20 protein-coding genes are annotated in these 22,657 nt (G+C 41.8%); 12 read left to right on the top strand and 8 right to left on the bottom strand.

The features are described 5' to 3' along the window. From ACNURT_RS18050 to ACNURT_RS18035, 4 genes are all read right to left on the bottom strand, one after another. Positions 1-2,586, bottom strand: a complete 2,586-nt coding sequence (locus ACNURT_RS18050) for an ABC transporter permease (protein WP_419698897.1) — start codon at positions 2,584-2,586, stop codon at positions 1-3. Further along, positions 2,564-3,253 (bottom strand): ABC transporter ATP-binding protein, encoded by a 690-nt coding sequence (locus ACNURT_RS18045; protein WP_419698896.1) that lies wholly within the window; start codon positions 3,251-3,253, stop codon positions 2,564-2,566. The genes ACNURT_RS18050 and ACNURT_RS18045 overlap by 23 nt, the downstream gene beginning before the upstream one ends. 136 nt (positions 3,254-3,389) lie before the next feature. Next, the gene (locus ACNURT_RS18040; protein WP_419698895.1) at positions 3,390-3,989 is read right to left on the bottom strand and encodes a GNAT family N-acetyltransferase; all 600 of its coding nucleotides are present in this window, start codon (positions 3,987-3,989) and stop codon (positions 3,390-3,392) included. Positions 3,990-4,010: 21 nt separating this feature from the next. Continuing rightward, entirely contained in the window at positions 4,011-4,643 is a 633-nt protein-coding gene (locus tag ACNURT_RS18035) for a MarR family winged helix-turn-helix transcriptional regulator (protein ID WP_419698894.1), read from the bottom strand. 222 nt (positions 4,644-4,865) lie between these two features. Here ACNURT_RS18035 and ACNURT_RS18030 point away from each other — a divergent pair, with 222 nt between their 5' ends. From ACNURT_RS18030 to ACNURT_RS18010, 5 genes are all read left to right on the top strand, one after another. Then, positions 4,866-6,617, top strand: a complete 1,752-nt coding sequence (locus ACNURT_RS18030) for an ABC transporter ATP-binding protein (RefSeq protein WP_419698893.1) — start codon at positions 4,866-4,868, stop codon at positions 6,615-6,617. Between the two features lie 151 nt (positions 6,618-6,768). Then, positions 6,769-8,529 (top strand): ABC transporter ATP-binding protein, encoded by a 1,761-nt coding sequence (locus ACNURT_RS18025; protein WP_419698892.1) that lies wholly within the window; start codon positions 6,769-6,771, stop codon positions 8,527-8,529. 352 nt (positions 8,530-8,881) lie between these two features. After that, positions 8,882-9,586 (top strand): NUDIX hydrolase, encoded by a 705-nt coding sequence (locus ACNURT_RS18020; RefSeq protein WP_370995359.1) that lies wholly within the window; start codon positions 8,882-8,884, stop codon positions 9,584-9,586. A 151-nt stretch (positions 9,587-9,737) separates the two neighbouring features. Beyond that, on the top strand, positions 9,738-10,187 hold the full coding sequence (locus ACNURT_RS18015) for a response regulator (protein WP_419698891.1): 450 nt from the start codon (positions 9,738-9,740) through the stop codon (positions 10,185-10,187). A 131-nt stretch (positions 10,188-10,318) separates the two neighbouring features. Then, the gene (locus ACNURT_RS18010) at positions 10,319-11,335 is read left to right on the top strand and encodes a type IX secretion system membrane protein PorP/SprF (RefSeq protein ID WP_419698890.1); all 1,017 of its coding nucleotides are present in this window, start codon (positions 10,319-10,321) and stop codon (positions 11,333-11,335) included. A gap of 152 nt (positions 11,336-11,487) precedes the next feature. Here the strand turns inward: ACNURT_RS18010 and rpoN are convergent, their stop codons facing one another. Beyond that, the gene (gene rpoN / locus ACNURT_RS18005; RefSeq protein ID WP_370995353.1) at positions 11,488-12,963 is read right to left on the bottom strand and encodes an RNA polymerase factor sigma-54; all 1,476 of its coding nucleotides are present in this window, start codon (positions 12,961-12,963) and stop codon (positions 11,488-11,490) included. A gap of 193 nt (positions 12,964-13,156) precedes the next feature. Here rpoN and mscL point away from each other — a divergent pair, with 193 nt between their 5' ends. Next, positions 13,157-13,567 (top strand): large-conductance mechanosensitive channel protein MscL, encoded by a 411-nt coding sequence (mscL, locus tag ACNURT_RS18000; RefSeq protein ID WP_419698889.1) that lies wholly within the window; start codon positions 13,157-13,159, stop codon positions 13,565-13,567. An 81-nt stretch (positions 13,568-13,648) separates the two neighbouring features. Here mscL and ACNURT_RS17995 read toward each other — a convergent pair whose 3' ends face one another. Next, complete coding sequence (locus tag ACNURT_RS17995) at positions 13,649-14,527, bottom strand: ChaN family lipoprotein (protein WP_419698888.1); 879 nt, start codon at positions 14,525-14,527, stop codon at positions 13,649-13,651. 140 nt (positions 14,528-14,667) lie between these two features. Here ACNURT_RS17995 and rpmH point away from each other — a divergent pair, with 140 nt between their 5' ends. From rpmH to tsaB, 4 genes are all read left to right on the top strand, one after another. Further along, on the top strand, positions 14,668-14,826 hold the full coding sequence (gene rpmH / locus ACNURT_RS17990; RefSeq protein ID WP_110583460.1) for a 50S ribosomal protein L34: 159 nt from the start codon (positions 14,668-14,670) through the stop codon (positions 14,824-14,826). A 66-nt stretch (positions 14,827-14,892) separates the two neighbouring features. Beyond that, entirely contained in the window at positions 14,893-15,306 is a 414-nt protein-coding gene (gene rnpA / locus ACNURT_RS17985; protein ID WP_419698887.1) for a ribonuclease P protein component, read from the top strand. Between the two features lies 1 nt (position 15,307). Continuing rightward, positions 15,308-15,550, top strand: coding sequence for a membrane protein insertion efficiency factor YidD (yidD, locus tag ACNURT_RS17980; protein ID WP_370995346.1), 243 nt, complete (start codon positions 15,308-15,310; stop codon positions 15,548-15,550). A 116-nt stretch (positions 15,551-15,666) separates the two neighbouring features. Next, on the top strand, positions 15,667-16,359 hold the full coding sequence (gene tsaB, locus ACNURT_RS17975) for a tRNA (adenosine(37)-N6)-threonylcarbamoyltransferase complex dimerization subunit type 1 TsaB (RefSeq protein WP_419698886.1): 693 nt from the start codon (positions 15,667-15,669) through the stop codon (positions 16,357-16,359). 20 nt (positions 16,360-16,379) lie between these two features. Here the strand turns inward: tsaB and ACNURT_RS17970 are convergent, their stop codons facing one another. Next, complete coding sequence (locus ACNURT_RS17970) at positions 16,380-17,852, bottom strand: DUF5723 family protein (RefSeq protein WP_419698885.1); 1,473 nt, start codon at positions 17,850-17,852, stop codon at positions 16,380-16,382. A 137-nt stretch (positions 17,853-17,989) separates the two neighbouring features. Then, complete coding sequence (locus tag ACNURT_RS17965) at positions 17,990-19,585, bottom strand: hypothetical protein (protein WP_419698884.1); 1,596 nt, start codon at positions 19,583-19,585, stop codon at positions 17,990-17,992. Positions 19,586-19,670: 85 nt separating this feature from the next. Between ACNURT_RS17965 and ACNURT_RS17960 the strand changes: the two genes are divergently transcribed. Together ACNURT_RS17960 and priA are read left to right on the top strand one after the other, a co-directional pair. Then, positions 19,671-20,057, top strand: coding sequence for a DUF423 domain-containing protein (locus ACNURT_RS17960; RefSeq protein WP_419698883.1), 387 nt, complete (start codon positions 19,671-19,673; stop codon positions 20,055-20,057). Positions 20,058-20,152: 95 nt separating this feature from the next. After that, positions 20,153-22,645, top strand: a complete 2,493-nt coding sequence (priA, locus tag ACNURT_RS17955; RefSeq protein ID WP_419698882.1) for a replication restart helicase PriA — start codon at positions 20,153-20,155, stop codon at positions 22,643-22,645. Positions 22,646-22,657: the final 12 nt, after the last annotated feature.

Raw genomic sequence — 22,657 nt, 5'->3', positions numbered from 1 at the left:
TTAAGCGTTATTGCGTAATATTTCAAGCGGGGGTTTATTCAAAACACCCCGGCTATTTAACAAACCAATAATAACGGTTAGTATGGATATAACGAAAAATAATATCAATGCTGGTAGAAAGTTAACAGTGTAAGGTATCTCAAAACTGTACTTAGCCAATAGCCAACTGCCCCCAAAAGCGATCACGATACCGGTAAGGGCCGATAAAGAACCCAGGAACCAATACTCTAACGCGGTAATGGCAAAAATTTGTTTACGGCTTGCACCCAAAGTACGCAGTAATACACTTTCCTGTATGCGCTGATATTTACTAATGCGTACCGATGCCACCAATACCACTACACCGGTTATAATACTGAACGCGCTCATAAAACGGATCACATAGCTTATTTTACTCAATAATTCATCCAGTACGCTTAAAACCAGGCCCAGATCGATTATAGAAACATTTGGAAAGCTATGCACAATGGCCCGCTGAAAGGTGGCTGATACTTTAGTTGATGGCACGTGCGTAAGTAATACCTGGAACTGCGGAGCATCTTCAAGAACACCCTTAGGAAAAACCACCTGGAAGTTGGTTTGTACTTTACCCCAGTTTACTTTACGTACGCTGGCCACGTAGGCAGGCATTTCTACCCCTTGAACGTTAAAAACTATTTTGTCGCCAATTTTAAGGTTTGCGCGGTGTGCCAGGTTTTCTTCCACAGACACTGGAATATCTTTTCCGGGTGTTGCTTTGCCTATCCAGGTGCCATCCGTCAGTTTTTCTGATCCGGAAAGGGAATCGCGGAAAGTAACCCGGTACTCATAAGCAAATACCCCGTGCGGTATTTTTATGGTCGAGTCTTTTTGCAGGTCAGCAAAGGTTTTACCGTTTATCTGTTCTATCCGCAAGGTAACAATAGGCACTTGCTGTAATACCGGCAAGCCTTGTTGCCGGGTTAAACGGGCAACAGAATCTTTCTGGTTATTTTGTATATCAAACAGGATCATATTGGATTGATTACCACTGCTTGACAGGGTAACCTGACCAATGAGCAAATTCTGGATCAGGAACAATATGCAAATAAACATGGTACTTAAACCTATGGATACCATGAGGATAAGCGTTTGGTTATTGGGCCTGTATAAGTTGGCAAAGCCTTGCCGCCACAAATAACTCCAGGAGCCTTTGATCAGCAATTTAGTCAAACGCATTAATAGCCAGGCTACTGCTGATAGTATCATAAAAGCAGCCAGTATGCCCAACGTAAAGAACAGACTCCCCAACCAGCTATCTAACTGTAAATAGGTAAAAGTGATAATGAAAAGTACAATTAACAGGTACACCAGCCAACGTAAGGGATCGCGGGATAACATCGCATCGTCAAAGGATAGCCGCAAGGTATTTAAGGGCGATACATTACGAACGGATATCAGCGGGAGTAAGGCAAAGAGCAAGGAAATAATCACCCCCAACAAAATACCCTGACCAATTGCCATCCACGAAATTTGAACAGATATGGTGAAGGGTATAAAATCCTTAAACACCACGGGTAATAAATGTTGTATAGCTGTACCCAATGCTGCTCCAATAATAGAACCAATGAGTCCAATGCCAACAATCTGAATCAGATAGATCAGAAATGCCTCGGATGACTTAACGCCCAGGCAACGCATTATGGCAATGGATGCTATTTTTTCACGTACATAAATATGAACAGCGCTGGCCACACCCACACAACCCAATAGCAAAGCAACAAAGCCCACCAATGATAAAAAACGGCTCAGATCGCCAAAATTACGACCGGTATTTTCTTTGCGGCCTTCAATGGTTTCGTACCGCATACCTGCTTTATCCAACATGGGATCGAGCTTTTTGGTAAGTTTGTCCAGGTTTATCGGTTTGGTGAACTTATAGTAAAAACTGTAGTTTACCCTGCTGCCGATCTTGACCAGCCCGGTTTGCTCCAGGTATTGCATGGGAATATAAACCACAGGCGCTATTCCTGCGACAGCACCCGCCTGCCCGGGTGCACGGTTTAAGATCCCGGTAATTAAAAACTGAATGTTACCAATCTTGATAGAATCGCCCACATGAGCATTGAATTGTAGCATCAGGGTTTTATCAACTACGGCCATCTGGCCTTTTCTAAAGGATGTTCCTGCTTGCTCGGGTGTGGTTTCAATGGTGCCATAATAGGGAAAATTGCCCTGCAAGGCCCGTACCTGTACCAACCTTGTGCCCTGGCTTTTGGGAAAATAAGCCATCGAAGCAAAGCTGCGTTCCTGCGAGCGATCATCGCCTAATGAATCCAATAGTTTTTTCAGTTTTGCATCGACAGGTTTATTGCCTGATACGGAAAGATCGGCACCGATCAGGGTAGCTGCCTGTCCGTTGATGTCATTTTGAACATTATATTTGAAAGCATAAATGGCTACGAGTGCGGCTATACCAAATACGATGGCAGATATGAACAGAAACAGCCTCGACCGGTTTTTACGGCTATCGCGCCAGGCCATATTAAACAGCCAGGGGATGTTCATTTTTCTTTGATAATTAACAGGATTGGTCTCCATAAACTTATCCGTTAATTGTTTTTTCATCAGCTATCAACTGGCCTCCTTTTATCCGGATGATGCGCTGTGTTTTCGCGGCTAAATCCAGGTCGTGTGTTACCAGGATAAGTGTAGTGCCGGCCTCTTTATTTAGATCAAAAAGGAGCTTTACTACCTTTTCGCTGGTTTCGGCATCAAGGTTACCCGTAGGTTCATCCGCAAATAGTATTTTGGGTGAATTGGAAAAGGCCCGGGCCAGCGAAACACGTTGCTGCTCACCACCCGATAGCTGAGATGGGTAGTGGTGCCCGCGATCGGCCAAACCTACTTTATCCAGCAGATCCAAGGCCCTTGCGCGGATATTTTTTTCATTACGAAGCTCCAACGGAACCATTACGTTTTCCAGGGCCGTCAAGGTAGGTAGTAACTGAAAATTCTGAAATATAAAACCCACGTATTGGTTACGTACCTGCGCGCATTGGTCTTCTGTTAAATTTCCGAGGTTAATGCCGTTTAATTCTACCGCACCTTTACTGGAACGGTCAAGCCCGGCACACAGGCCCAATAAGGTAGTTTTGCCACTACCCGAAGGGCCTACAATAGCATTGGTAGAACCGGCAGCGATGCTGAAATTTATATCATGCAGCACGGTGAGTGTACGCCCTGCGCTTTGGTAGGTTTTGCCCAGATCTGAAATATTGAGTATAGTTTCCAAATGGTATGTTTTTTTATGATAATAGATGCACCTGGCTGTAATTTGTTACCTGGTCAGTTTGCATAAATATTCATGAATCATGCCGTTTAGGCTATAAAAGCAGGTGCGGTTTTGTTAAATGACTTTAAAAATACAATTACAGCTTAGCTTTCAGCCGTTCTTTTACATCCTGCTGCCATTCGTGCTGTAAAATGCTCAGGAGGATAGAATCGCGTCGGGTTCCGTCTGAGAGTGGCATATGGCTACGAATAATACCCTCTACCGTACATCCTATGCTTTTCATGGCTGCTATACTCCGTTCATTCCGGGCATCGGCACGAAAGCCTACCCGTTTCATATCCAGCTCTTCGAAGGCAAGTTGCAGCAATAGAAATTTGCAGTGTTTGTTGAGACCGGTTCCCCTGAATTTTTCGCCATACCAGGTATAACCTATTTCCAGTGCCTGGTTAACCGGTTGTATATCATAAAAGCGGGTACTGCCGGCATATTCGCCAGTTTTTTTATCATAAATAATAAAAGGGTATTCCTTACCCTCAAGTCGGGCTTTAAGTGCCTGATCAATATAGTTACGCATGCCATCGGCACCTTTAGCACTCACCTGGGAGTAGCTCCAGGTGGAGGGTTCATACAAGGCAAAAGGCAGCAGGTTTTGATAGTCGTCGATAGTTAAAGGTCTGATCAGTACCCGGTCATCTTCTAAAATATAATCAGCCTCTGGCGAAAATTTTGAATTCATGGCGTGTTTTATTTTAAGTTTTCAGGCTTTATCAGCCATGGCCTGTTCATACATCTGCATAAATGGCTTGTTCTTTAGTTCAATAGCAAGGGTTGAATTACGTTGCTCGCAATATTTTAGCATCTCATAACAATCAACCAAAACATCATCGCTCAGGTCTTTAAAGGTCATTTCGATTACCTTGGCCGAAATTTTATAATATTCATCAAGGGCAGCTGTTCCTTTGGGAGTTATTTTGATGAGCTTAGCACGCTTATCATCGGGCGAAGTACGCTCCGTTATCTTTTTTTCGCGGATAAGCCTGTTGATGATTTCCATACCGGTAGTAGTTTCGGCAAACATCTGGTTAATCAGATCGCTCTTTTTTACTTCGCCCATGTGCACAAGCGTATTCAGATAATAAAAGCTTTCGACGGGGGGCATCTCGATATGGTTAACTGCCGATCGGAAGTAAAGGGAGTAGGCGCTCAAAATACGACCTACTGTTTTAAGCAGGCTAACACCATTCATAATACGTTCGCCTTTTTTGCCCGGATGTTTGGGTTTTGGTCGTTGTTTTTGAAGGTAATACCGGCAAAAAGCTTCAACGGATTGCTCATTGCTAATCTCTTCAAAAGCAGTCCATTCTTCTATTAATTGTACAACTGGCTTCATATTGGTCCTATTTGGTTGTAAATTTAGAAAATTATTTCCAAAATGTTTTAATTACTACATAATAGGAATATATTTGTATAAATATGCCACTATTGTAGTATTGTGAAAGGTTGGAAATATTTATACCATGGCAAAATGTTTTACTTTCACAATCGTCATCATTTATAATGGCGTACTTTTACTAAGCCTTAAACTTTAAAACATCTCTTAACAGATGAAAATATGAAAACTGATACTCAAAAACCTGATAAAAAACCTCCTGGTGTTTTTAGCTTGCTAAAGCCTTACATGGGGATGGTTTCGCTGCTTTTGTTGTTTGCCTTACTCAGCAACGGTGTAAATCTTTGGTTGCCCAAGATTATAGCCAGCGGAATAGACGATTATACTAAGCAACACTTTGTATTTAGCGATATTATTAAAAAGTTCTCGTTAGCGGTGTTGGTTATTTTTGTGTTCAGTTACCTGCAAACTATTATTCAAACTTATGCTTCGGAGCGGGTAGCCCGCGATTTGCGGCAAAAGCTGGCTGATAAGATATCAAGACAAAGTAACGCCTTTATTGAAAAAGCCAACCCCTCCAAATTGCTTACCAATTTAACTGCTGATGTTGATTCCATAAAGCTGTTTGTATCGCAGGCATTGGTATCTATCGTGTCATCCTTATTTATCATCATTGGTGCAAGCATATTGCTGTTTACTATAAACTGGAAGCTTGCCCTTGCCGTGATCGCTATTATCCCGATCATAGGAGGTACATTTTTTTATGTGTTGAAGAATGTACGCGCGCTGTTTATAAAAAGCAGGGGAGTAATTGATCAGCTGAACAAGGTAATAAACGAAAGCATCCTGGGTGCAGCGCTCATCCGTGTTATCAACTCACAGCAACTGGAGTATAATAAGTTTTTGGAGGCCAATACCGAGGCTAAACGATACGGACTGAAGATATTAGGCTTTTTTGCCGGATTGATACCTATTGTAACCTTTACAGCCAACATGGCGGCGCTAACCATTTTAATGATGGGTGGGCATTTTGTGATCAATGGCAGCATGAGCCTGGGTAGTTTTGCTGCCTTTAACAGTTATCTGTCTTTACTCATATTCCCGATTTTTATATTAGGCTTTATGAGCAACCTTATTGCGCAGGCCTCGGCATCATTTACCCGTATCAGTGTAGTACTTGATGCACCAGATATGGTTGATGGCGGAACTTTAAAGGAAACATTACGAGGAGATGTGGAACTTAAGGATGTATCATTAGTTTACGGCCAAAAACCAGCACTTAAAAATGTGTCGTTTTCGGTAGCAGGAGGATCAAAAATTGCTATCATTGGTCCTACGGCCGCCGGTAAAACACAGTTGCTTTATTTGCTTACCAATCTCATCAATCCAACATCCGGTTATGTGCATTATGACGGGCGCAGTATTAACGATTATAACAGCGAATCGTTCCATAGTCAGGTGGGTTTTGTTTTTCAGGATAGTATCATTTTTAATATGAGTATTCGCGAAAACATCGCTTTTAGTGATACGGTTACCGATGAGTCATTGGAGAAAGCCATTGAAACAGCGGAACTGAGTGATTTTATAAATAACTTGCCTGATAAGCTGAATACCATAGTTTCCGAACGCGGATCAAGCCTTTCTGGCGGGCAAAAACAACGGATCATGCTGGCCAGGGCATTGGCGGTTAATCCCAAAGTTTTATTGCTGGATGATTTTACGGCCCGGGTTGATACCAATACCGAGAAAAAGATATTAAGCAATATCCAGAAAAATTATCCCGGATTAACGCTGATATCGGTTACCCAGAAAATAGCATCGGTGGAGCATTATGACCAGATCCTGTTGCTTACCCAGGGCGAAATTGTTGCCCGTGGTGTGCATGATGAACTGATGCAAAGCAGTCCGGATTATGTACAGATATTTAACTCGCAGCAAAGCACCAGTAATTACGAACATGGTGTTGCGCATTGAAAATAGATGTGCAAATATGCAGATGTGCGGATGTGCAGATTTCTGATGTGCGGATATGCAACTGTGCGGATATGCAGATTCTGTTAATTCTAAAATTCTAAAAATTCGAGTTTAGACAAAATTCACTAATTCACTAATTCAATAATTATATATGAATTACGATCTGAATAAGCTTAGCCAGGCACAGCAAAAGACCTCAACCCTGGCGGGGCTAAAAAAACTACTGCAACTAATAGCACATGAAAAAAAGGTGCTTTTGCTGGCGTTGTTAGCTATATTAACCAATTCTTCGCTCAACTTATTGGGCCCGCTGGTTATAGGGCATACCATTGATAAGTATGTGCAGCATAAGGATTATAGCGGGGTTATTCATAACGCCATTATACTGTTATGTATGTACCTGCTGGCTTTGTTTACCAGTTTTAGTCAAACCAAATTAATGGGTAGTGTGAGTCAGCGCATGCTGTTTACTTTGCGTAATTCCATATTCAATAAGTTGCAGCAACTGCCTGTGGGCTTTTTTAATCAGAATAAAGCCGGTGACCTGATATCGAGAGTAAACAATGATACCGACAAGTTGAACCAGTTTTTTTCACAATCGCTGATGCAGTTTATCGGGAACATATCCATTATGGTAGGCGCAGGCGTATTTTTGTTATTGATCAAGTTTGAATTAGGCGCGGCCACATTGGCGCCGGCTGTACTTATTTTGGTATTGACACTGGCCTTATCGCCCTGGATAAAGCGGAAAAATGCCAGGAACCTGAAAAGTGTAGGAGGGATGAGTGCAGAGATACAGGAAAGCCTGCATAATTTTAAGGTGATCATAGCCTTTAACCGCCGCGATTATTTTCGTAAGCGCTTTGAAACAGCTAATCGTGAAAATTACAAAACCGCGATCGGATCAGGTTTGGCGAACAATGTTTTTATACCTGTTTATGGCTTGTTTGCCAGTATTGCGCAATTGATTGTACTGGCCTTCGGTATTTATTTGATCACTATCGGGCAGTTTAGTATCGGGCTATTAGTAAGTTATTTATCATACTCCACCAACTTTTATAACCCTTTGAGGCAATTAGCCGCGTTATGGACAAACTTTCAGCTGGCTATGGCTGGCTGGGACAGAATATCACAAATATTATCCCTTGAAACCGATCTGCCCGTTATAGAAAATGGCATAACTGAGTCGAATGCCGCTTTGTTGGAATTCAGGAACGTTCATTTTGGTTATAACGAGGATCAGGAAATACTGCATAATGTTTGCTTTAAGCTGGAGCAAGGTAAAACCTATGCGCTGGTGGGGCCAACCGGTGGCGGTAAAACCACTACAGCATCATTGATTGCCCGCTTATATGACCCTTCTAAAGGATTGGTTATGCTGGATGGCAGGGATATCAGAACCTACAGCCCGGAAGAGCGTACTCAGAAAATAGGTTTTATTTTGCAAGAGCCGTTTTTATTTACCGGGACAGTTAAGGATAATATTTTATATGGTAACGATCTGTATAAGGATCATACCAATGAGCAACTGGAAAAAGTAATTATTGATGCAAACCTGGGTAGTTTGCTGGCTATTTTTGAAAGCGGATTGGAAACCCAGGTGCTTTCTTCTGGTGATAGCATCAGTCTTGGTCAAAAACAACTGATCGCTTTTATGCGGGCGGTATTGCGTAATCCGCAAATACTGATATTGGATGAAGCCACAGCCAATATTGATACCATAACCGAGCAGTTATTAAGTGATATACTGAACAAATTACCAGATACTACCACCAGAGTAATCATTGCTCATCGCCTCAATACCATTGAAAATGCCGATGAGATATTTTTTGTCAATTCAGGCGAAGTATCCCGTGCAGGTTCGCTTAACGATGCTATGGATATGTTGCTGCAGGGTAAGCGGGTGAGTTAAGGGAAATGGCAAATAGCGCTTTGATAATTGACTCACCCGGTCGTTGCTTCGCTCGACCACCCTCTCTGCGGCTTTGCCGCAAAGAGGGTAAAAAAAGAAAATCCCCTCTATGCCCGAAGCGTAGAGAGGGATGACAAGCGCAGCGACGTCGGGGTGAGTCGGCCGCCGATATACAAGCTTTCGCCGAATTTATTTTGAAAACTTTATTAAGCAAGTATTTTAGTTTTAAACCCGCTACAATAAGGGATCTTATAAAAATTAAAAAATGCCACCGCGAATGAAATAGTTGTTGTAACTACACTAAATAATTGCATAATTATTTTTACACTTGCAAATAAACTTTAACCAAATTATGCATAAGTATACCGGCGAGACACGCATTTTAGCGGCGACAGATTGTATCATTTTTGGATTCGACGGATTTAATATCAAATTATTGCTTGTACAGCGCGGGATTGAACCCGAAAAAAATAAATGGAGCCTGATGGGCGGCTTTATACAGCCATCGGAGTCACCGGATGATGCTGCTAACCGCATATTAGAATTACGTACCGGCCTTAAAAACGTGTACATGGAGCAATTTCATGTGTTTGGACATCCAGACCGCGACCCGGTGGAAAGAACCTTGTCTATAGCTTACTTCGCCCTTATCGATATTCATCAGTATGAAAAACAATTAAGCGAAGAATATCACCCGGAGTGGTTTTTATTGAATGAAATGCCCGAACTGATATTTGACCATACAGAAATGGTAAGGCTTGCCTTGCGTCAGTTGCGTTATAAGGCTGCCCTGCATCCGATCTTGTTTCAGTTACTGCCCGAAAAGTTCACCATTCCGCAATTGCAGGCGCTTTATGAAGGGGTTTATCAAACCAAATTTGACGACCGTAATTTTAGCCGTAAATTGTTATCAACAGGCCTGCTGGTAAAACTGCCCGAGAAGGATAAGCTATCATCAAAGAAAGGGGCTTTTTATTACAGGCTTGACCAGTCGCATTACGAACAGAACTTTGAATCGTTCCTGAATCTGGTACCTAATCCGGAGAAATTCTTTTAGTTAGGACAGCGCAGGTTTGACTATGTTTTTAGCGGCCAATAGTTGTTACATCTATGCAGAACAATAATTATAATAAAATGTGCAGTAAATTAAACTTTGCATAAATTTACTTTTATAAGCCGATATTAACCGTTCACTAAAGTGTTTTGCTATGGCCGTAGGAGTGTTGTATGTTGATGATGAAATAAATAACCTGAATAGTTTTAAAGCAGCCTTCAGACGCGATTTTAACATATATACGGCAAGCTCTGCTGCTGAAGGACGCAGGATACTGGATGCGAATGAGGTTGGAGTGATCATCACAGATCAGCGTATGCCTGTTACTACTGGTATTGAATTTCTGGAATCGGTTTTACAAACAAACCCGGATACAATCAGGATATTATTAACCGGGTTTTCGGATATCAATGCGGTTATTGATGCTATTAACCGTGGACAGGTTTATAAATACCTGGTAAAACCATGGCAAAATGATGAACTGCGGATCCATATCCAAAATGCCATTGAAGTTTATAATCTTCGGAAAGAAAATAAAGAACTCACCTATAAGTTGCAGATAGCAAACATGGAACTGGAAACGCTGGCTAAAGCTTTCCGGTAAAACCTGCTCACCCTTGCGGTATCGCCTTTTGGCCAATATTGTTTATAAAGATTATATTAGTTTATTGCTCGTATTTGGGGCTTTTTGGTCTTGAAATAAGGTTGAATTATGCCTGCTGTAAACGCTAACTGATGAAAAGGATCTTATTCATAACCTTTAATTTTGTTCTTTTTATTCAGTGTACCATAGCGCAGCAACGTCCCCAGTACACGCAGTACATTTTCAATAGCTATCTCTTAAATCCTGCTTTATCAGGGATTGAAAACTATACCGACGTAAAGACGGGCTACCGCAGCCAATGGACCGGACTGGAAGGCGCTCCGGTAACTGCTTATTTATCGGTAAATATGCCCATTGGCCAAAACTTTATACAGGGAGATGCTACCGCTTTTCCGGCCAGTGGAGGGCTTAATCCGGCCAGCAGGTTATATACCCAACAGTATCAGGCGGCAGAACCACATCATGGTGTTGGTTTAACAGTAGTTTCGGATAAAGCCGGCCCTTTTACACAAACAAACATTGACGCGACTTATGCCTATCACCTGGGCCTGACAAGCAAACTGAACCTGGCGGTTGGTGTATCGGCCGGTTTTAGCCATAATGTGCTAAACTTATCAGCAATTACTACCGCCGATCCTTCAGATCCTATATTCAATAGCCTGAATAATAACCAATGGAAACCCGATTTGGGAATAGGTATTTGGGCCTACGCTTCCGATTATTTTATTGGCGTTTCGGCCCAGCAGATTTTACCGCAGAATTTGTATGTAACCAGCAAAGCAAATCAATATCAGAACAAAACTGTACCAAATTATTTTTTAACAGGGGGAATAAAGGTTTTTCTGTCGGATGAGTTGGCGTTTATTCCATCCGTTATGCTGAAGTATATCAGTCCTCTGCCCACAACGTATGATATTAACATGAAATTATCTTTTGCTGATAAACTTTGGATAGGCGGCTCATACCGTCATAACGATTCCTATGCAGGGTTGGTAGGGCTTAATCTTAGTTCATTTGTCAATATTGGATACTCTTATGACGTTACCACATCATCATTGAACACTGTAAGTAATGGTACACATGAAATTGTAATAGGTATACTGCTCAACAATCGCTACAAGGTAAGTAGCGGCCAGCATACGTTTTAGCCCCCCAGCCCCCTGAAGGGGGAGTAAATGTGCAGGTTTTAAATGTGCAAATATGCAGATGCTAATAAAAAATGTCGGTTTAATAAAATCGGGCTTTTCGTTATTTCATTTGCACATCTGAAATCCGCATATCTGCACATCAAAAGCGGGGGTTATAGTTCTCTTCTCAATCTGGCAACCGGGATGTTCATTTGTTCGCGGTACTTGGCAACGGTGCGGCGGGCAATATTGTAGCCGGCATCTTTCAGGATATCGGTTAGTTTTTCATCAGCTAACGGGTGGCGTTTGTCTTCCTTTCCTATATGCTCTTCCAGTATCTTTTTTACTTCCTTGTTGGATACTTCTTCACCGCTCTCGGTTTGGATAGCTTCGGAGAAGAATGATTTGAGCAGGAAGGTGCCAAATTCAGTTTGTACATATTTGGAGTTGGCCACGCGGGATACTGTCGAGATATCCATGTTTATCCTGTCGGCAATATCCTTCAGGATCATAGGTTTAAGGTTTTTGTCGTCGCCTGTTAAAAAGAACTCATATTGGTACTGCATAATGGCATTCATGGTTTTGAGCAAAGTTTGCTGGCGCTGTTTAATAGCGTCAATGAACCATTTGGCCGAATCTAGCTTTTGCTTTACAAACTGTACCGCTTCTTTGAGTTTTTTATCTTTCTGGGCTGCCTTATCATAATGCTGAAACATTTCCTGGTAAGAGCGGCTTACCCTAAGTTCGGGCGCGTTTTTGGAGTTGAGTGTGAGTATAAGTACGCCATCGTTGTTGGTAATATGAAAATCGGGGATCACCTGCATCTGCTTGGTGTTGATTTCGTTGGAATCGCCTGGTTTGGGATTAAGCTTTAGTATTTCGTTCACTACGCCGCGCAATTCGTCGGAGTTCATGTTCAACGATTTCTCCAGCTTATCGTAATGTTTACGGGTAAATTCGTCAAGGTATTGTTCAACAACAATGATAGCTTTCGCGATGATCGGATCATTAGGGTCTTTTTTACGCAATTGTATCAACAGGCATTCCTGCAGACTTCGTGCACCCACGCCGGCAGGGTCAAACCCTTGTATCACCTTTAGCATATCCTCTACCTCTTCATCCTCGGCCATTACATTTTGCGAAAATGCCAGATCGTCCGTAAGCGACATGATGGGGCGGCGCAGATAGCCGTCGTCATCCAAACTGCCAATAATTTGTTGCCCGATCTTAAAATCCTTATCACTTAACGGCAAAAGATCGAGCTGTAATTGCAAGCTTTCAAAAAATGAATTTTGTACCGCTATCGGGATCTCTTTGCGCTCATCTTCATCATCGCCATTCTGATCGTATCGCGATCCATAATCATTCACGCTGTCATCCTGCAGGTAATCATCAATATTAAACTCATCCATTTCGCCCTTCTCTTCATCGTTATTATAGGATTCTTCATCCGGGTCACGATCTGGATATTGCTCCTCTGGTTCGTTTAAATTGGTTAAGCTCAGATCTTCAAGCGCGGGATTCTCTTCCAGTTCCTCTTTTATCCGGGTATCCAATGAAACTGTAGGAACCTGCAGCAATTTTATAAATTGTATTTGCTGCGGGGAGAGTTTTTGTAAGAGTTTTTGTTGAAGATTCTGTTTAAGCATAATTAAGATGAGCCCAAAAATACATCAATTACCGTTAACTTTAAAATATCTTATGCCCAATGGACGCTGGTATTAAATATTAAAAAATATAATTTGTTTGAAAAGCATTAAAATTTATTCGTTACTTTAGTTAAAACTAAAACCTATTTATTCCGTTACCTGAACTAATTATTAACTAAAATCTATCATTATTATGGCAATAATCAAAGAGTTTAAGGAGTTCGCTATGCGTGGCAACGTTGTTGACCTGGCAGTGGGCGTTATCATCGGTGCTGCTTTTGGTAAAATAGTTACCTCATTGGTAAATGATGTAATTATGCCGCCAATTGGCTACGTAACCGGTGGTATTGATTTTAAAAACTTAAAAGTGCTTTTAAAACCAGCTGACCCTGCAAATAAAGTAGCAGAGGTTGCTATCAACTACGGTAATTTCATCAATACCGTGATCGAGTTCCTGATTGTTGCTTTTTGTATTTTTATGGTAGTAAAAGCTATCAATTCATTGAAGAAACCAGAAGAGGCAGCTCCTGTTGCTGATCCTGCACCAACAAAAGAAGAAACATTGCTTACTGAGATTCGAGACTTATTAGCTAAAAAAGCGTAATCTGGTGCGTGGAGCGGGTTTTGAGGTGCGGGAACTGGAATGTCTTGAACACGAACCTCGCTCCGCGTCACTGGTAACTGGTCATTGATCTTTTGGCAATTTTGTATCAGTTAAAATAATATAATCTGCCAGGGTTTTAAATTTTGCCCAATCCGGGTTGTCAAAATTGTCTCCGCTATAGGAGGCTATGGTTAACACCCTTGCTTTCGGCGCATACTTTTTGAGTTGAGCCACGGCTCCAAGCTTTTCTTCGCTGTGAAAACCGCCATTAAGTTGTAATACCTTAAAGCCGCTATGGATTTTAAGAAACTGTGCTATTGACCAGGCCATGGTTGCATCCCACAGGTTTTGCGATTGGTAGATCTGCATACCGGCCATCGCTTCGTGTCCACCCATGATCTTAACAAACTTATCATAGTAAGCCCCGGTAGCGGTATCAATAGGGAGGGGAGCCAGGTAGCTTTTGGCCTGAGCGCTCAGTTGCTGCAGGCTGGCAAGACCATTTCTTGTAACCATGTTGGTATAACGCGAAGGCGCATTAGCGGCCATAACCGGTAAATGATTAAGCCTGGCCAGTTCAACCATCGGCCGGTAATCTTTATAATTTGGCCAGGCGCGGGCATCGGTTAACAGGTTTTTTTCACGGATAAGACCACTGAGATATTCGTTTAACACCAACTGGCAATCGGTTTGAAACATCTCCATGGAAAGCGCTGCCTGATTAGGATATTTTTCTACTAAACCTTTAAATAAGGTAAATTCCAGAAAATGGGCGGTTGAATCATTATGCTCTTCGCCAAAAAACAGTACATCAATTTTGTTGCTTTGGTCAATAATATTCTTAATTGTGACCAGTTTTTGCTCAGTCGTGCTGTATATTTTGTAATGAGATGGCGATATATCCTGCCCTAAAACAATTGATGGTAAACCTATTAGGAGCAGGATTAGTAATGATTTCATATTACAGTTTTAAAGTGCTTAATTTACAGTAAGAAACATAGAGCAACAAATAAGAAAAATAGTATTTGAAATGTTTTGAAAAATTACTACATTTGCGCTCTTGTTTTTAAAAAGATCGAACAGAATAAAAATATATAGTCATGAAAAGAACTTTCCAGCCTTCTCAAAGAAAAAGAAGAAACAAACACGGTTTCCGTGAGCGCATGTCAACTGCTAACGGTAGAAGAATATTAGCAGCCAGAAGAGCTAAAGGCAGAAAAAGATTAACAGTTTCTGACGAAGGTCGTCATAAAGCATAAACCTGGTTGCTTGGTCCTTTCATAAGGGGACATGGACCGTTTATATGCTCAAACTCCGGTTCAATTATGGCAACTATGTATACTTTTAAAAAAGAAGAACGATTATGTAACAAAAGGCTTATAGATAAGCTTTTTCATAACGGTTCTTCTTTTTTGTGTTATCCCTTCAAAGCTTCGTGGCTAATTAATTCCGAACCACAGCAATTCCCGGCCCAGGTTTTATTTTCGGTTTCCAAAAAGCGTTATAAGCATGCTGTCGACCGTAATTTAATAAAAAGGTGCATGCGTGAGTCGTACCGGTTGCATAAGCAGCAATGCCTTTATAATACGCTCACGGCTGCCAATAAAACTATTGTGTTGTCGGTAGGGTATATCGGGAAAGAAATTGTTCCTTACAGCGTTATTGAAAAAAAAATGCTGAAGATGCTTAGCCAGCTTGCCGAGCAACTAACAGCTGCAAATAATATCCCGGTGAAGTGATATGAACGCAGTGATCAATATATTGAAGGCAACTGTAGGCGGCATTTTTATATTGCTGATCAAAATATATCAATATTTTATTTCTCCGCTCACAGGCGCCTCCTGCAGGTATACGCCAACCTGTTCGCAATATGGTGTGGAAGCCATCAAAAAGCATGGAGCCTTTAAAGGCGGGTGGTTAACCATAAAACGCATTGCCAGCTGCCACCCCTGGGGAGGGCACGGCCACGATCCGGTACCCTGAGTTTGAGTAGTGAGTAGTGAGTAGTGAGTAGTGAGTAGTGAGTTTGAAAAAGTGACAAGCAATTTAATCAAATTCTGAAAATTCTTAAATCCTGAAAATTCTGATTCAGACAAACGATGAGTGTTATTTTACAAATTGAAACCGCAAACACTTCGTGTTCAGTAGCCCTGGCTATTGATGGTAAAGTTGTGGCATTTAAACAGATTAACGAACGTAACATACATGCAGAGGTGATCACTTTGTTTATTGATGAACTGGTGGCCACGGCAAATTTAACTTATACTGATCTTGATGCTATTGCCGTGAGTAGCGGTCCGGGGTCATATACCGGTCTGCGGATCGGGGTTTCAACAGCTAAAGGGTTGTGTTTTGCCCTGGATAAGCCGCTTATCGCCATTGAAACATTGGAGGCTATGGCCTATGGGGTTATTTACGGCAATGATTTTACAATTGATCCTGATACACTTTTATGCCCCATGATTGATGCCCGGCGCATGGAGGTTTATTGTTCCTTGTTTAATGTTCATGGTCAAAAAATACGACCAACTTCGGCAGATATTATAGACGAGCATAGTTTTACCGAAGAACTCAACCAGAACAAGATCCTGTTTTTTGGCGATGGTGCTGATAAGTGCGAGGCCACATTAGGCGCAAATCCGAACGCGCAATTTTTACCGGGCTTTGTTAACTCGGCAACTTTTCTTACTCAAAAGGCTGTCGAAAAGTTCGACAAAAAAGAATTTGAAGATGTGGCTTATTTTGAGCCTTATTACCTCAAAGATTTTATAGCCGGAAAGAAAGCTTTATAAATAGGATAGCTACCTAATATCTAAACTCCTTTATTGGTACTGGTTTTAAACAGGCGGCCAAACAGGCGCCCAAAAAAGCCTTTTTCGCCCATGGGGATAATGCTGGCATTCATGGGATGTTCAATTACGCGCCCAAATTTCAGGGTGAATCCTAAATAAAAATCACCCCCTGAATAATTACCCACCTGGTTTATTTGTGAATTGTTATGTACGGCCGCTAATGCCAATCTGCCGGTATTGGTCAATCTTTCGGTACCTATATAAAATTCGGTATTGGGCGATTTGATCATGAGCTGCGTGCCGATATTGAAAAAATGCATATCGTCATAGCTCGTGGTAAGCGTAGCCGTAAAAATACCTCTGTAATTAAAATGGTTAACCAGCGCTCCTTTAAAATCCGGATAGAATAACGCTTTGGAGGCTATAAGCGTAGGTGAGTATTTCCAGGTATTACCATAACCTATCCAATAACTTTTGGTCGCGCTTAGTTCTGCAAGGCCGTTTATGGCAGTGGTGAGCGGTTTAACTGTTTTGTGATTATCATCCTGCAAAATTTTATGCACCCGGTCATAAAGTGTATCTGCAAAGTGCTGGGATCCCAAATTATTGATCACACCGCTGTTATTAAAATCATAAGTTGTTGATCTGTTGCTCCAGTGAATAAAACCCAGATCTTTAATGTTGCCTTGTATGGTTATCCGGTCATCAGTAATATACGATGCACCTAAACTAATAGCAGCGCCGGGGTTGCGGAGGTTTGGCAGGTAATCACGGGAATCCCGTTGCCCGGGAATGTAGTTGGCGTAATAGCGGCCGCTTAAAGCCAATACGGCGCTCGGATTATTCAGATTAGTACGGTCAAAAGTAATTTGTGAGTGGTTGATGTTAAATTCCTGGTATTGGATGCCCAGCAGGGCGCTTATTTTAAAACCAAGCGCTATCTTTTTATTAATGCGCTCGCGGTACGAAAAACCTATCTGGTGATAAGCCTGGTACCGGTAATTATCATTAAATATATTGCTGTAATTATCGTTCGGGAAGTTCCGGGTGCCGTTTAACAGGGCGAATGATTCATCTGAAAAAAGCCCCCGCGCCTCTGCTTTTATTTGTGCCGAAAAGCCGATCTCTACATCGCCCTTAAAACTCGTGAATAGCTTAAACATAATGGCGTAGGCATTTATATTGGCGTTAAAATGGTTGTATTTGCCCCGGCCAATTTGTAAATTATCGGTATAGTATTGTGAATTGCTGCCAAATATCTTGTTTTTAAAAGTACGCTGCGCGTTACCGGTTAAGTATGTATTTACATTAAAACCGGGGATAAAAAAGTTAAAAGCATATTGCCGGCTGGAGTCGGGGATGAATGATCGTTGTGAAGGATTCTCAAAAGAATCATACAGAGTGCCGGTATTGTATTGCGAAAATTGCTGTGCAGAAGCTGATAAAGAGAAAAATAGTATACCAAAAACAATTAATAGTTTATTTTTATTCATACGATAATTTGCCGACTTTCTGTTTAGTAATGGTTTATTTTAAGCCACAGGGAAATATTTCCATAAACTATAGGGAAATATTGCAGGTTCGATAGGCCCTTTTAACGGGAATTGTTAACGTATGGTTGTGTGTTTTTTTATTTAATTTGAGTAGTGGTGGTGTCTGTATTATTCAGGCGCATACAGAGGTTGGTATAGAAGTTTTTATCCGAAGCGCTAAACTGATAGGCTGCGGCATAAAAGCTTTTCCAGCCGGGGCTGGAGTTTTCAAAAGCATCATAAAAAGCATCTTTCAGATCGCGTTTGAATATAGATTGTGAGTTTTTGAAATTGATAAAAAAAGCAACATTGCTTCTTTCGGCCAGCAGATTGTCAAACTGGTTGTACTGATCGGTTTTACTGATAAACTTGCGGTTATAGTAGGTGTCTGAATAGCTGGTAAGTTCGGAGGAAGTAGCTGCCAACACCAGGTAATTATCAATGATCATAAAGTAAGGCTTCCTGAAAATGCTGAATGCATCGCCTAATAAATAAAACGGAACTTTATCATAATTGAACTGCCCGATATTATCATTGGTCATGGTGCTGATGTTCATTAGGATGGGTCTCAGTTTTGAACCGTCCTTAACAGAAACAATGGCGTATTTTTCCTGGTAACGGGTAGTAACCACGGCAAATTCGTTACTCAGTAAGTGCTCGAACTCTGGTTTTAAAAGAACACCGGTTTCTGCCTTTATTTTATTGAAGAGCTGGTCCTTCTCTTTACCTATACCTGCTTGAATATGCCACTGTGAAAGCCCGGCAGAAAATTTGGCAGGATCAGATATAGCGAAGTTAATGGTATAAGCTGTAGTGGACGGGAAAATCTCCTTTAGGTGATTCACCACCGGCTGCTGATCGGCAAATAAATTTAAATAACTGGCTGTGTGATTGTGTTGTATGGTGGTAAAACCGCTAAACATCAAGGCATCGTTTTTGAAGTTTAAAGTCAGGGCCGCTAAAGCAGGCAATAGCTTAAAGCTCTTAAAAATGTCGGTGTTCTTGTTTTTAAATATCTGGTCGAACAGAGGGGTAAGCTGACTGTAGTTAATATAAAGGTTAGCCAGGGAGTTGGCGTTTTGCTGTTCGGGCAGTGGAATAAAAACGTTTTTGCTTTTATCGTCCCTATATAAAATGCTTTGATCTATCAGCTCTTTTGAAAAGCTGCCGGCAAAAATATTATTCTCTTTTTGGGTGATATAAAAGTGTTTATTGATGGCCTTAACCAATACATCATAAGTTGTTCCAATTGTATTATGTACCGGGCTAACGGATAAGCCACTATTGGGTTGTGTATTTAAGGCAGTAAAGGCATCTGTTTTAAAATCATTAGTGGTGGGTATGGTGATGAGCAGGTTGATATCGTTACCGCTGGATGGATGTACCGAGATAAATACATTTTGCCCGTCGAAAAAGCGCTCCAATTGTGGTGAAGAGATCAATAACTTACGCAGGGTATCCAGATCGGCCAGTTTATCTTTACCCATAACGGCGCTGAGTAGTTGGTTGCCCTTAAAAATGTCGTAAAACCCTTTTTCGCTGTTAAATTCAAATACGGCGGTAGCATTATCAGGTATGGTATGCATTACCTGGCCGGTACGCACGCCTGGCGGACTTAAGTTTTTAAAGTAAACAACTGTTATAGCTATAGCAGCGGCAAGTAAAATTAAGGTGATAACTATCAGACGTTTCATAGCGGATTGCTTTACAAAGATAGAATTTTACCCTGCGGCATTAAAGTAATACTTTCAATTGGTTAACTTAGCTTTTTATATCTGCATGAACAAACAAATAATTATTACAGCTTCGGTTTTTGGCATGCTGGCCGTTGTTACAGGAGCCTTTGGAGCGCATGGGTTAAAAGGGCGCTTATCAGCTGCCGACCTGGAGGTATGGCACACCGCTGTACAATACAATTTTTACCATGTATTCGCATTGCTTTTCCTGTCGACTTTTGCCAGGTTTAAAAATAGCCAGATAACCCTGGCCTATTACTTTTTTAGCTTTGGCATCTTGTTCTTTTCCGGTTCATTGTACCTGTTATCATGCCGCAGTTTGCTGGGCTGGGATTGGCTGATAGCGCTTGGCCCAATTACACCGCTTGGCGGCTTACTGTTTATTTTAGGTTGGCTAATGCTGGCGATCGCTGCTTTTCGCAGTAAATAGTGAGTTGTGAGTTGTGAGTTGTGAGTTGTGAGTAAAAATGCCTGGCAATTTAGGGTTTAGAGTTTAGGATTTAGCATTTAGAGTTTAGGATTTACATGATATTGGAATTTGCTGAAATTGAACATACCGATCGTAAAACGCTTTTTGCAGAAGTGATTTTACCGCTGGCAATTTCAAAAAATTATACTTACAGGGTTCCATATGAGCAAAATGACGCCATCGCTATAGGCAAAAGGGTGGTGGTACAGTTTGGTAAAAGCAAGCTATATACGGCCATTGTTAAAGAGATAAGCACCCTTGCGCCTGAAAAGTATGAGGCGAAATACATTATTGAGATCCTGGATGATCAACCGGTTGTAACCCCTCATCAACTCAACTTCTGGCAATGGCTGGCCGACTATTATATGTGTAATATTGGTGAGGTGATGAATGCCGCCCTGCCCGCTGCGCTTAAACTGGCCAGCGAAACCCGTATTGTGCTCAACAAAGAGTATGATATTGACCGATCAACCCTGCACGATAAAGAGTTTCTGATTGTAGAAGCGCTGGATATCCAGCCGGAGCTTACTGTAAGCGATATTGCCAAATTGCTTGGGCAAAAAACGGTAATGCCTATCCTGAAGCTGATGTTTGAGAAAAATATCATCCATATATCCGAAGAAGTAAGTGAACGTTATAAACCCCGTAAGCGTACTTTTATTACGCTAAACCCGGTTTATAATCACCCCGATAATTTGCGTGAGCTTTTCCCGATACTGGAGAAACGCGCTCCCAAACAGGCCGATGCACTGCTGGCTTATATCAAACTGGCAAGGCATCAGAAAGCTATTACCAAAAACGAGCTGATAGAAGAAAGCGGCGCCGGCGAATCGAGCATTAAATCGCTTATAGAAAAAGAGATCCTGATAGCCGAAGAAAAAAATGTTAGTCGCCTGCATTTTGAGGAGGATGAGGAACTGGCCAGCAATTTTGAACTAAGCGAACAACAAGCCGAAGTATTGCAAAGTGTGCGTACACAATTCCAGGAAAAGGATGTGGTGTTACTGCATGGGGTAACCTCATCAGGCAAAACGCAAATTTACATCAGGCTGATAGAAGAAATGATGCGTAGCGAACGGCAGGTACTTTACCTGTTGCCCGAAATTGCGCTTACTACCCATATTATTGAAAGGCTGCGCCTATATTTTGGCGCCGACATTGGTGTTTATCATTCCCGGTTTAATGATAACGAAAGGGTAGAGGTTTGGCAGAAGGTGCTCAACAATGATTACAAGGTGATCCTGGGAGCACGGTCGTCGGTATTTTTGCCTTTTAATGACCTCGGCCTTATTGTGGTTGACGAAGAGCATGAAACCTCCTATAAACAGTTTGACCCTGCGCCACGTTACAACGCTCGTGATGCTGCCATTTTTCTGGCTAACACGCACAAGGGAAAGGTATTGCTGGGTTCCGCTACACCTTCGTTTGAGAGCTATTTTAATGCCCGTACGCATAAATATGGTTTTGCCGAACTCACCGAACGGTATGGAGGTGTACAATTGCCTGATGTGCAGGTGGTGAGCATTAGTCATGAAACCAAGCAGAAAACTATCCAATCGCATTTTACCAGCGTGTTGATGGAAGGGATCAACCAGGCCTTGATCAATAAGGAGCAGGTGATCCTGTTTCAGAACCGGCGTGGTTACGCGCCGGTGCTCATGTGTAAAATATGTGCCTACACACCCAAATGTATTAATTGCGATGTGAGTTTGACCTATCATAAAAGCAGTGGTAAGCTGCATTGTCATTACTGTGGCTATAAGGAAGATTCACCATCTGTTTGTCCAGCCTGCGGCTCAACGCATTTGGAATACAAAGGTTTTGGTACAGAGAAGATAGAAGATGAATTGAGCCTCCTGCTTCCCGATGCACGCATTGCCCGTATGGATCTGGATACCACCCGTGCCCGCAATTCGCTGCAAACCATACTGAACAACCTGGAAGAGAAAAAGATAGATATACTGGTAGGTACCCAAATGGTAGCTAAAGGTCTGGATTTTGCCGATGTTACGCTCATTGGGATCATCAATGCAGATAGTATGCTCAAATTTCCGGATTACCGGGCCAACGAACGGAGTTTCCAGATGCTGGCACAGGTGAGCGGCCGGGCCGGGCGAAGGGGCAAGCAAGGAAAAGTGGTGATACAAACTTACGATCCTAATCACCGGGTTATCAAACAGGTGATCGCCAATGATTATAATGATCTGTATTTTACAGAAATGGAGGAGCGCAAAAGTTTCAAATATCCACCGTTCTACCGCATCATCAACCTGGATATTAAACATAAGGATCCTGATGTGTTGTACAACCAGGCCAATTATCTGGGTAATGAATTGCGCAGGCATTTTGGAGAACGGGTAATAGGTCCTGAATCGCCGTTAATCAGCCGTATCCGTAATTATTATATCAAATCAATCATGCTCAAATTTGAGCGGGATGGCATTTCCATAGTTAAGGCCAAGGCCATATTGCGGGATGTGATCATCCAGTTTCAAACTACTAAACTAAGCAAGGGAAGTATTATTCAGCCCGATGTTGATCCCTATTGACACGATTACGGG

This window comes from Mucilaginibacter sp. NFX135 (genome assembly GCF_048565145.1).
Lineage (GTDB): Bacteria > Bacteroidota > Bacteroidia > Sphingobacteriales > Sphingobacteriaceae > Mucilaginibacter.
The sequence above is the reverse complement of the archived record's forward strand: the minus strand, read 5'-3'. Positions and strand labels throughout refer to the sequence as shown.

Excerpts from the sequence above, each read along its gene's own strand:
- ACNURT_RS18050 (WP_419698897.1), bottom strand. The coding sequence starts at position 2,586 with ATGAAAAAACAATTAACGGATAAGTTTATGGAGACCAATCCTGTTAAT.
- ACNURT_RS18040 (WP_419698895.1), bottom strand. The coding sequence starts at position 3,989 with ATGAATTCAAAATTTTCGCCAGAGGCTGATTATATTTTAGAAGATGAC.
- ACNURT_RS18035 (WP_419698894.1), bottom strand. The coding sequence starts at position 4,643 with ATGAAGCCAGTTGTACAATTAATAGAAGAATGGACTGCTTTTGAAGAG.
- ACNURT_RS18030 (WP_419698893.1), top strand. The coding sequence starts at position 4,866 with ATGAAAACTGATACTCAAAAACCTGATAAAAAACCTCCTGGTGTTTTT.
- ACNURT_RS18025 (WP_419698892.1), top strand. The coding sequence starts at position 6,769 with ATGAATTACGATCTGAATAAGCTTAGCCAGGCACAGCAAAAGACCTCA.
- ACNURT_RS18020 (WP_370995359.1), top strand. The coding sequence starts at position 8,882 with ATGCATAAGTATACCGGCGAGACACGCATTTTAGCGGCGACAGATTGT.
- ACNURT_RS18015 (WP_419698891.1), top strand. The coding sequence starts at position 9,738 with ATGGCCGTAGGAGTGTTGTATGTTGATGATGAAATAAATAACCTGAAT.
- ACNURT_RS18010 (WP_419698890.1), top strand. The coding sequence starts at position 10,319 with ATGAAAAGGATCTTATTCATAACCTTTAATTTTGTTCTTTTTATTCAG.
- rpoN (WP_370995353.1), bottom strand. The coding sequence starts at position 12,963 with ATGCTTAAACAGAATCTTCAACAAAAACTCTTACAAAAACTCTCCCCG.
- mscL (WP_419698889.1), top strand. The coding sequence starts at position 13,157 with ATGGCAATAATCAAAGAGTTTAAGGAGTTCGCTATGCGTGGCAACGTT.
- ACNURT_RS17995 (WP_419698888.1), bottom strand. The coding sequence starts at position 14,527 with ATGAAATCATTACTAATCCTGCTCCTAATAGGTTTACCATCAATTGTT.
- rpmH (WP_110583460.1), top strand. The coding sequence starts at position 14,668 with ATGAAAAGAACTTTCCAGCCTTCTCAAAGAAAAAGAAGAAACAAACAC.
- rnpA (WP_419698887.1), top strand. The coding sequence starts at position 14,893 with ATGGCAACTATGTATACTTTTAAAAAAGAAGAACGATTATGTAACAAA.
- yidD (WP_370995346.1), top strand. The coding sequence starts at position 15,308 with ATGAACGCAGTGATCAATATATTGAAGGCAACTGTAGGCGGCATTTTT.
- tsaB (WP_419698886.1), top strand. The coding sequence starts at position 15,667 with ATGAGTGTTATTTTACAAATTGAAACCGCAAACACTTCGTGTTCAGTA.
- ACNURT_RS17970 (WP_419698885.1), bottom strand. The coding sequence starts at position 17,852 with ATGAATAAAAATAAACTATTAATTGTTTTTGGTATACTATTTTTCTCT.
- ACNURT_RS17965 (WP_419698884.1), bottom strand. The coding sequence starts at position 19,585 with ATGAAACGTCTGATAGTTATCACCTTAATTTTACTTGCCGCTGCTATA.
- ACNURT_RS17960 (WP_419698883.1), top strand. The coding sequence starts at position 19,671 with ATGAACAAACAAATAATTATTACAGCTTCGGTTTTTGGCATGCTGGCC.
- priA (WP_419698882.1), top strand. The coding sequence starts at position 20,153 with ATGATATTGGAATTTGCTGAAATTGAACATACCGATCGTAAAACGCTT.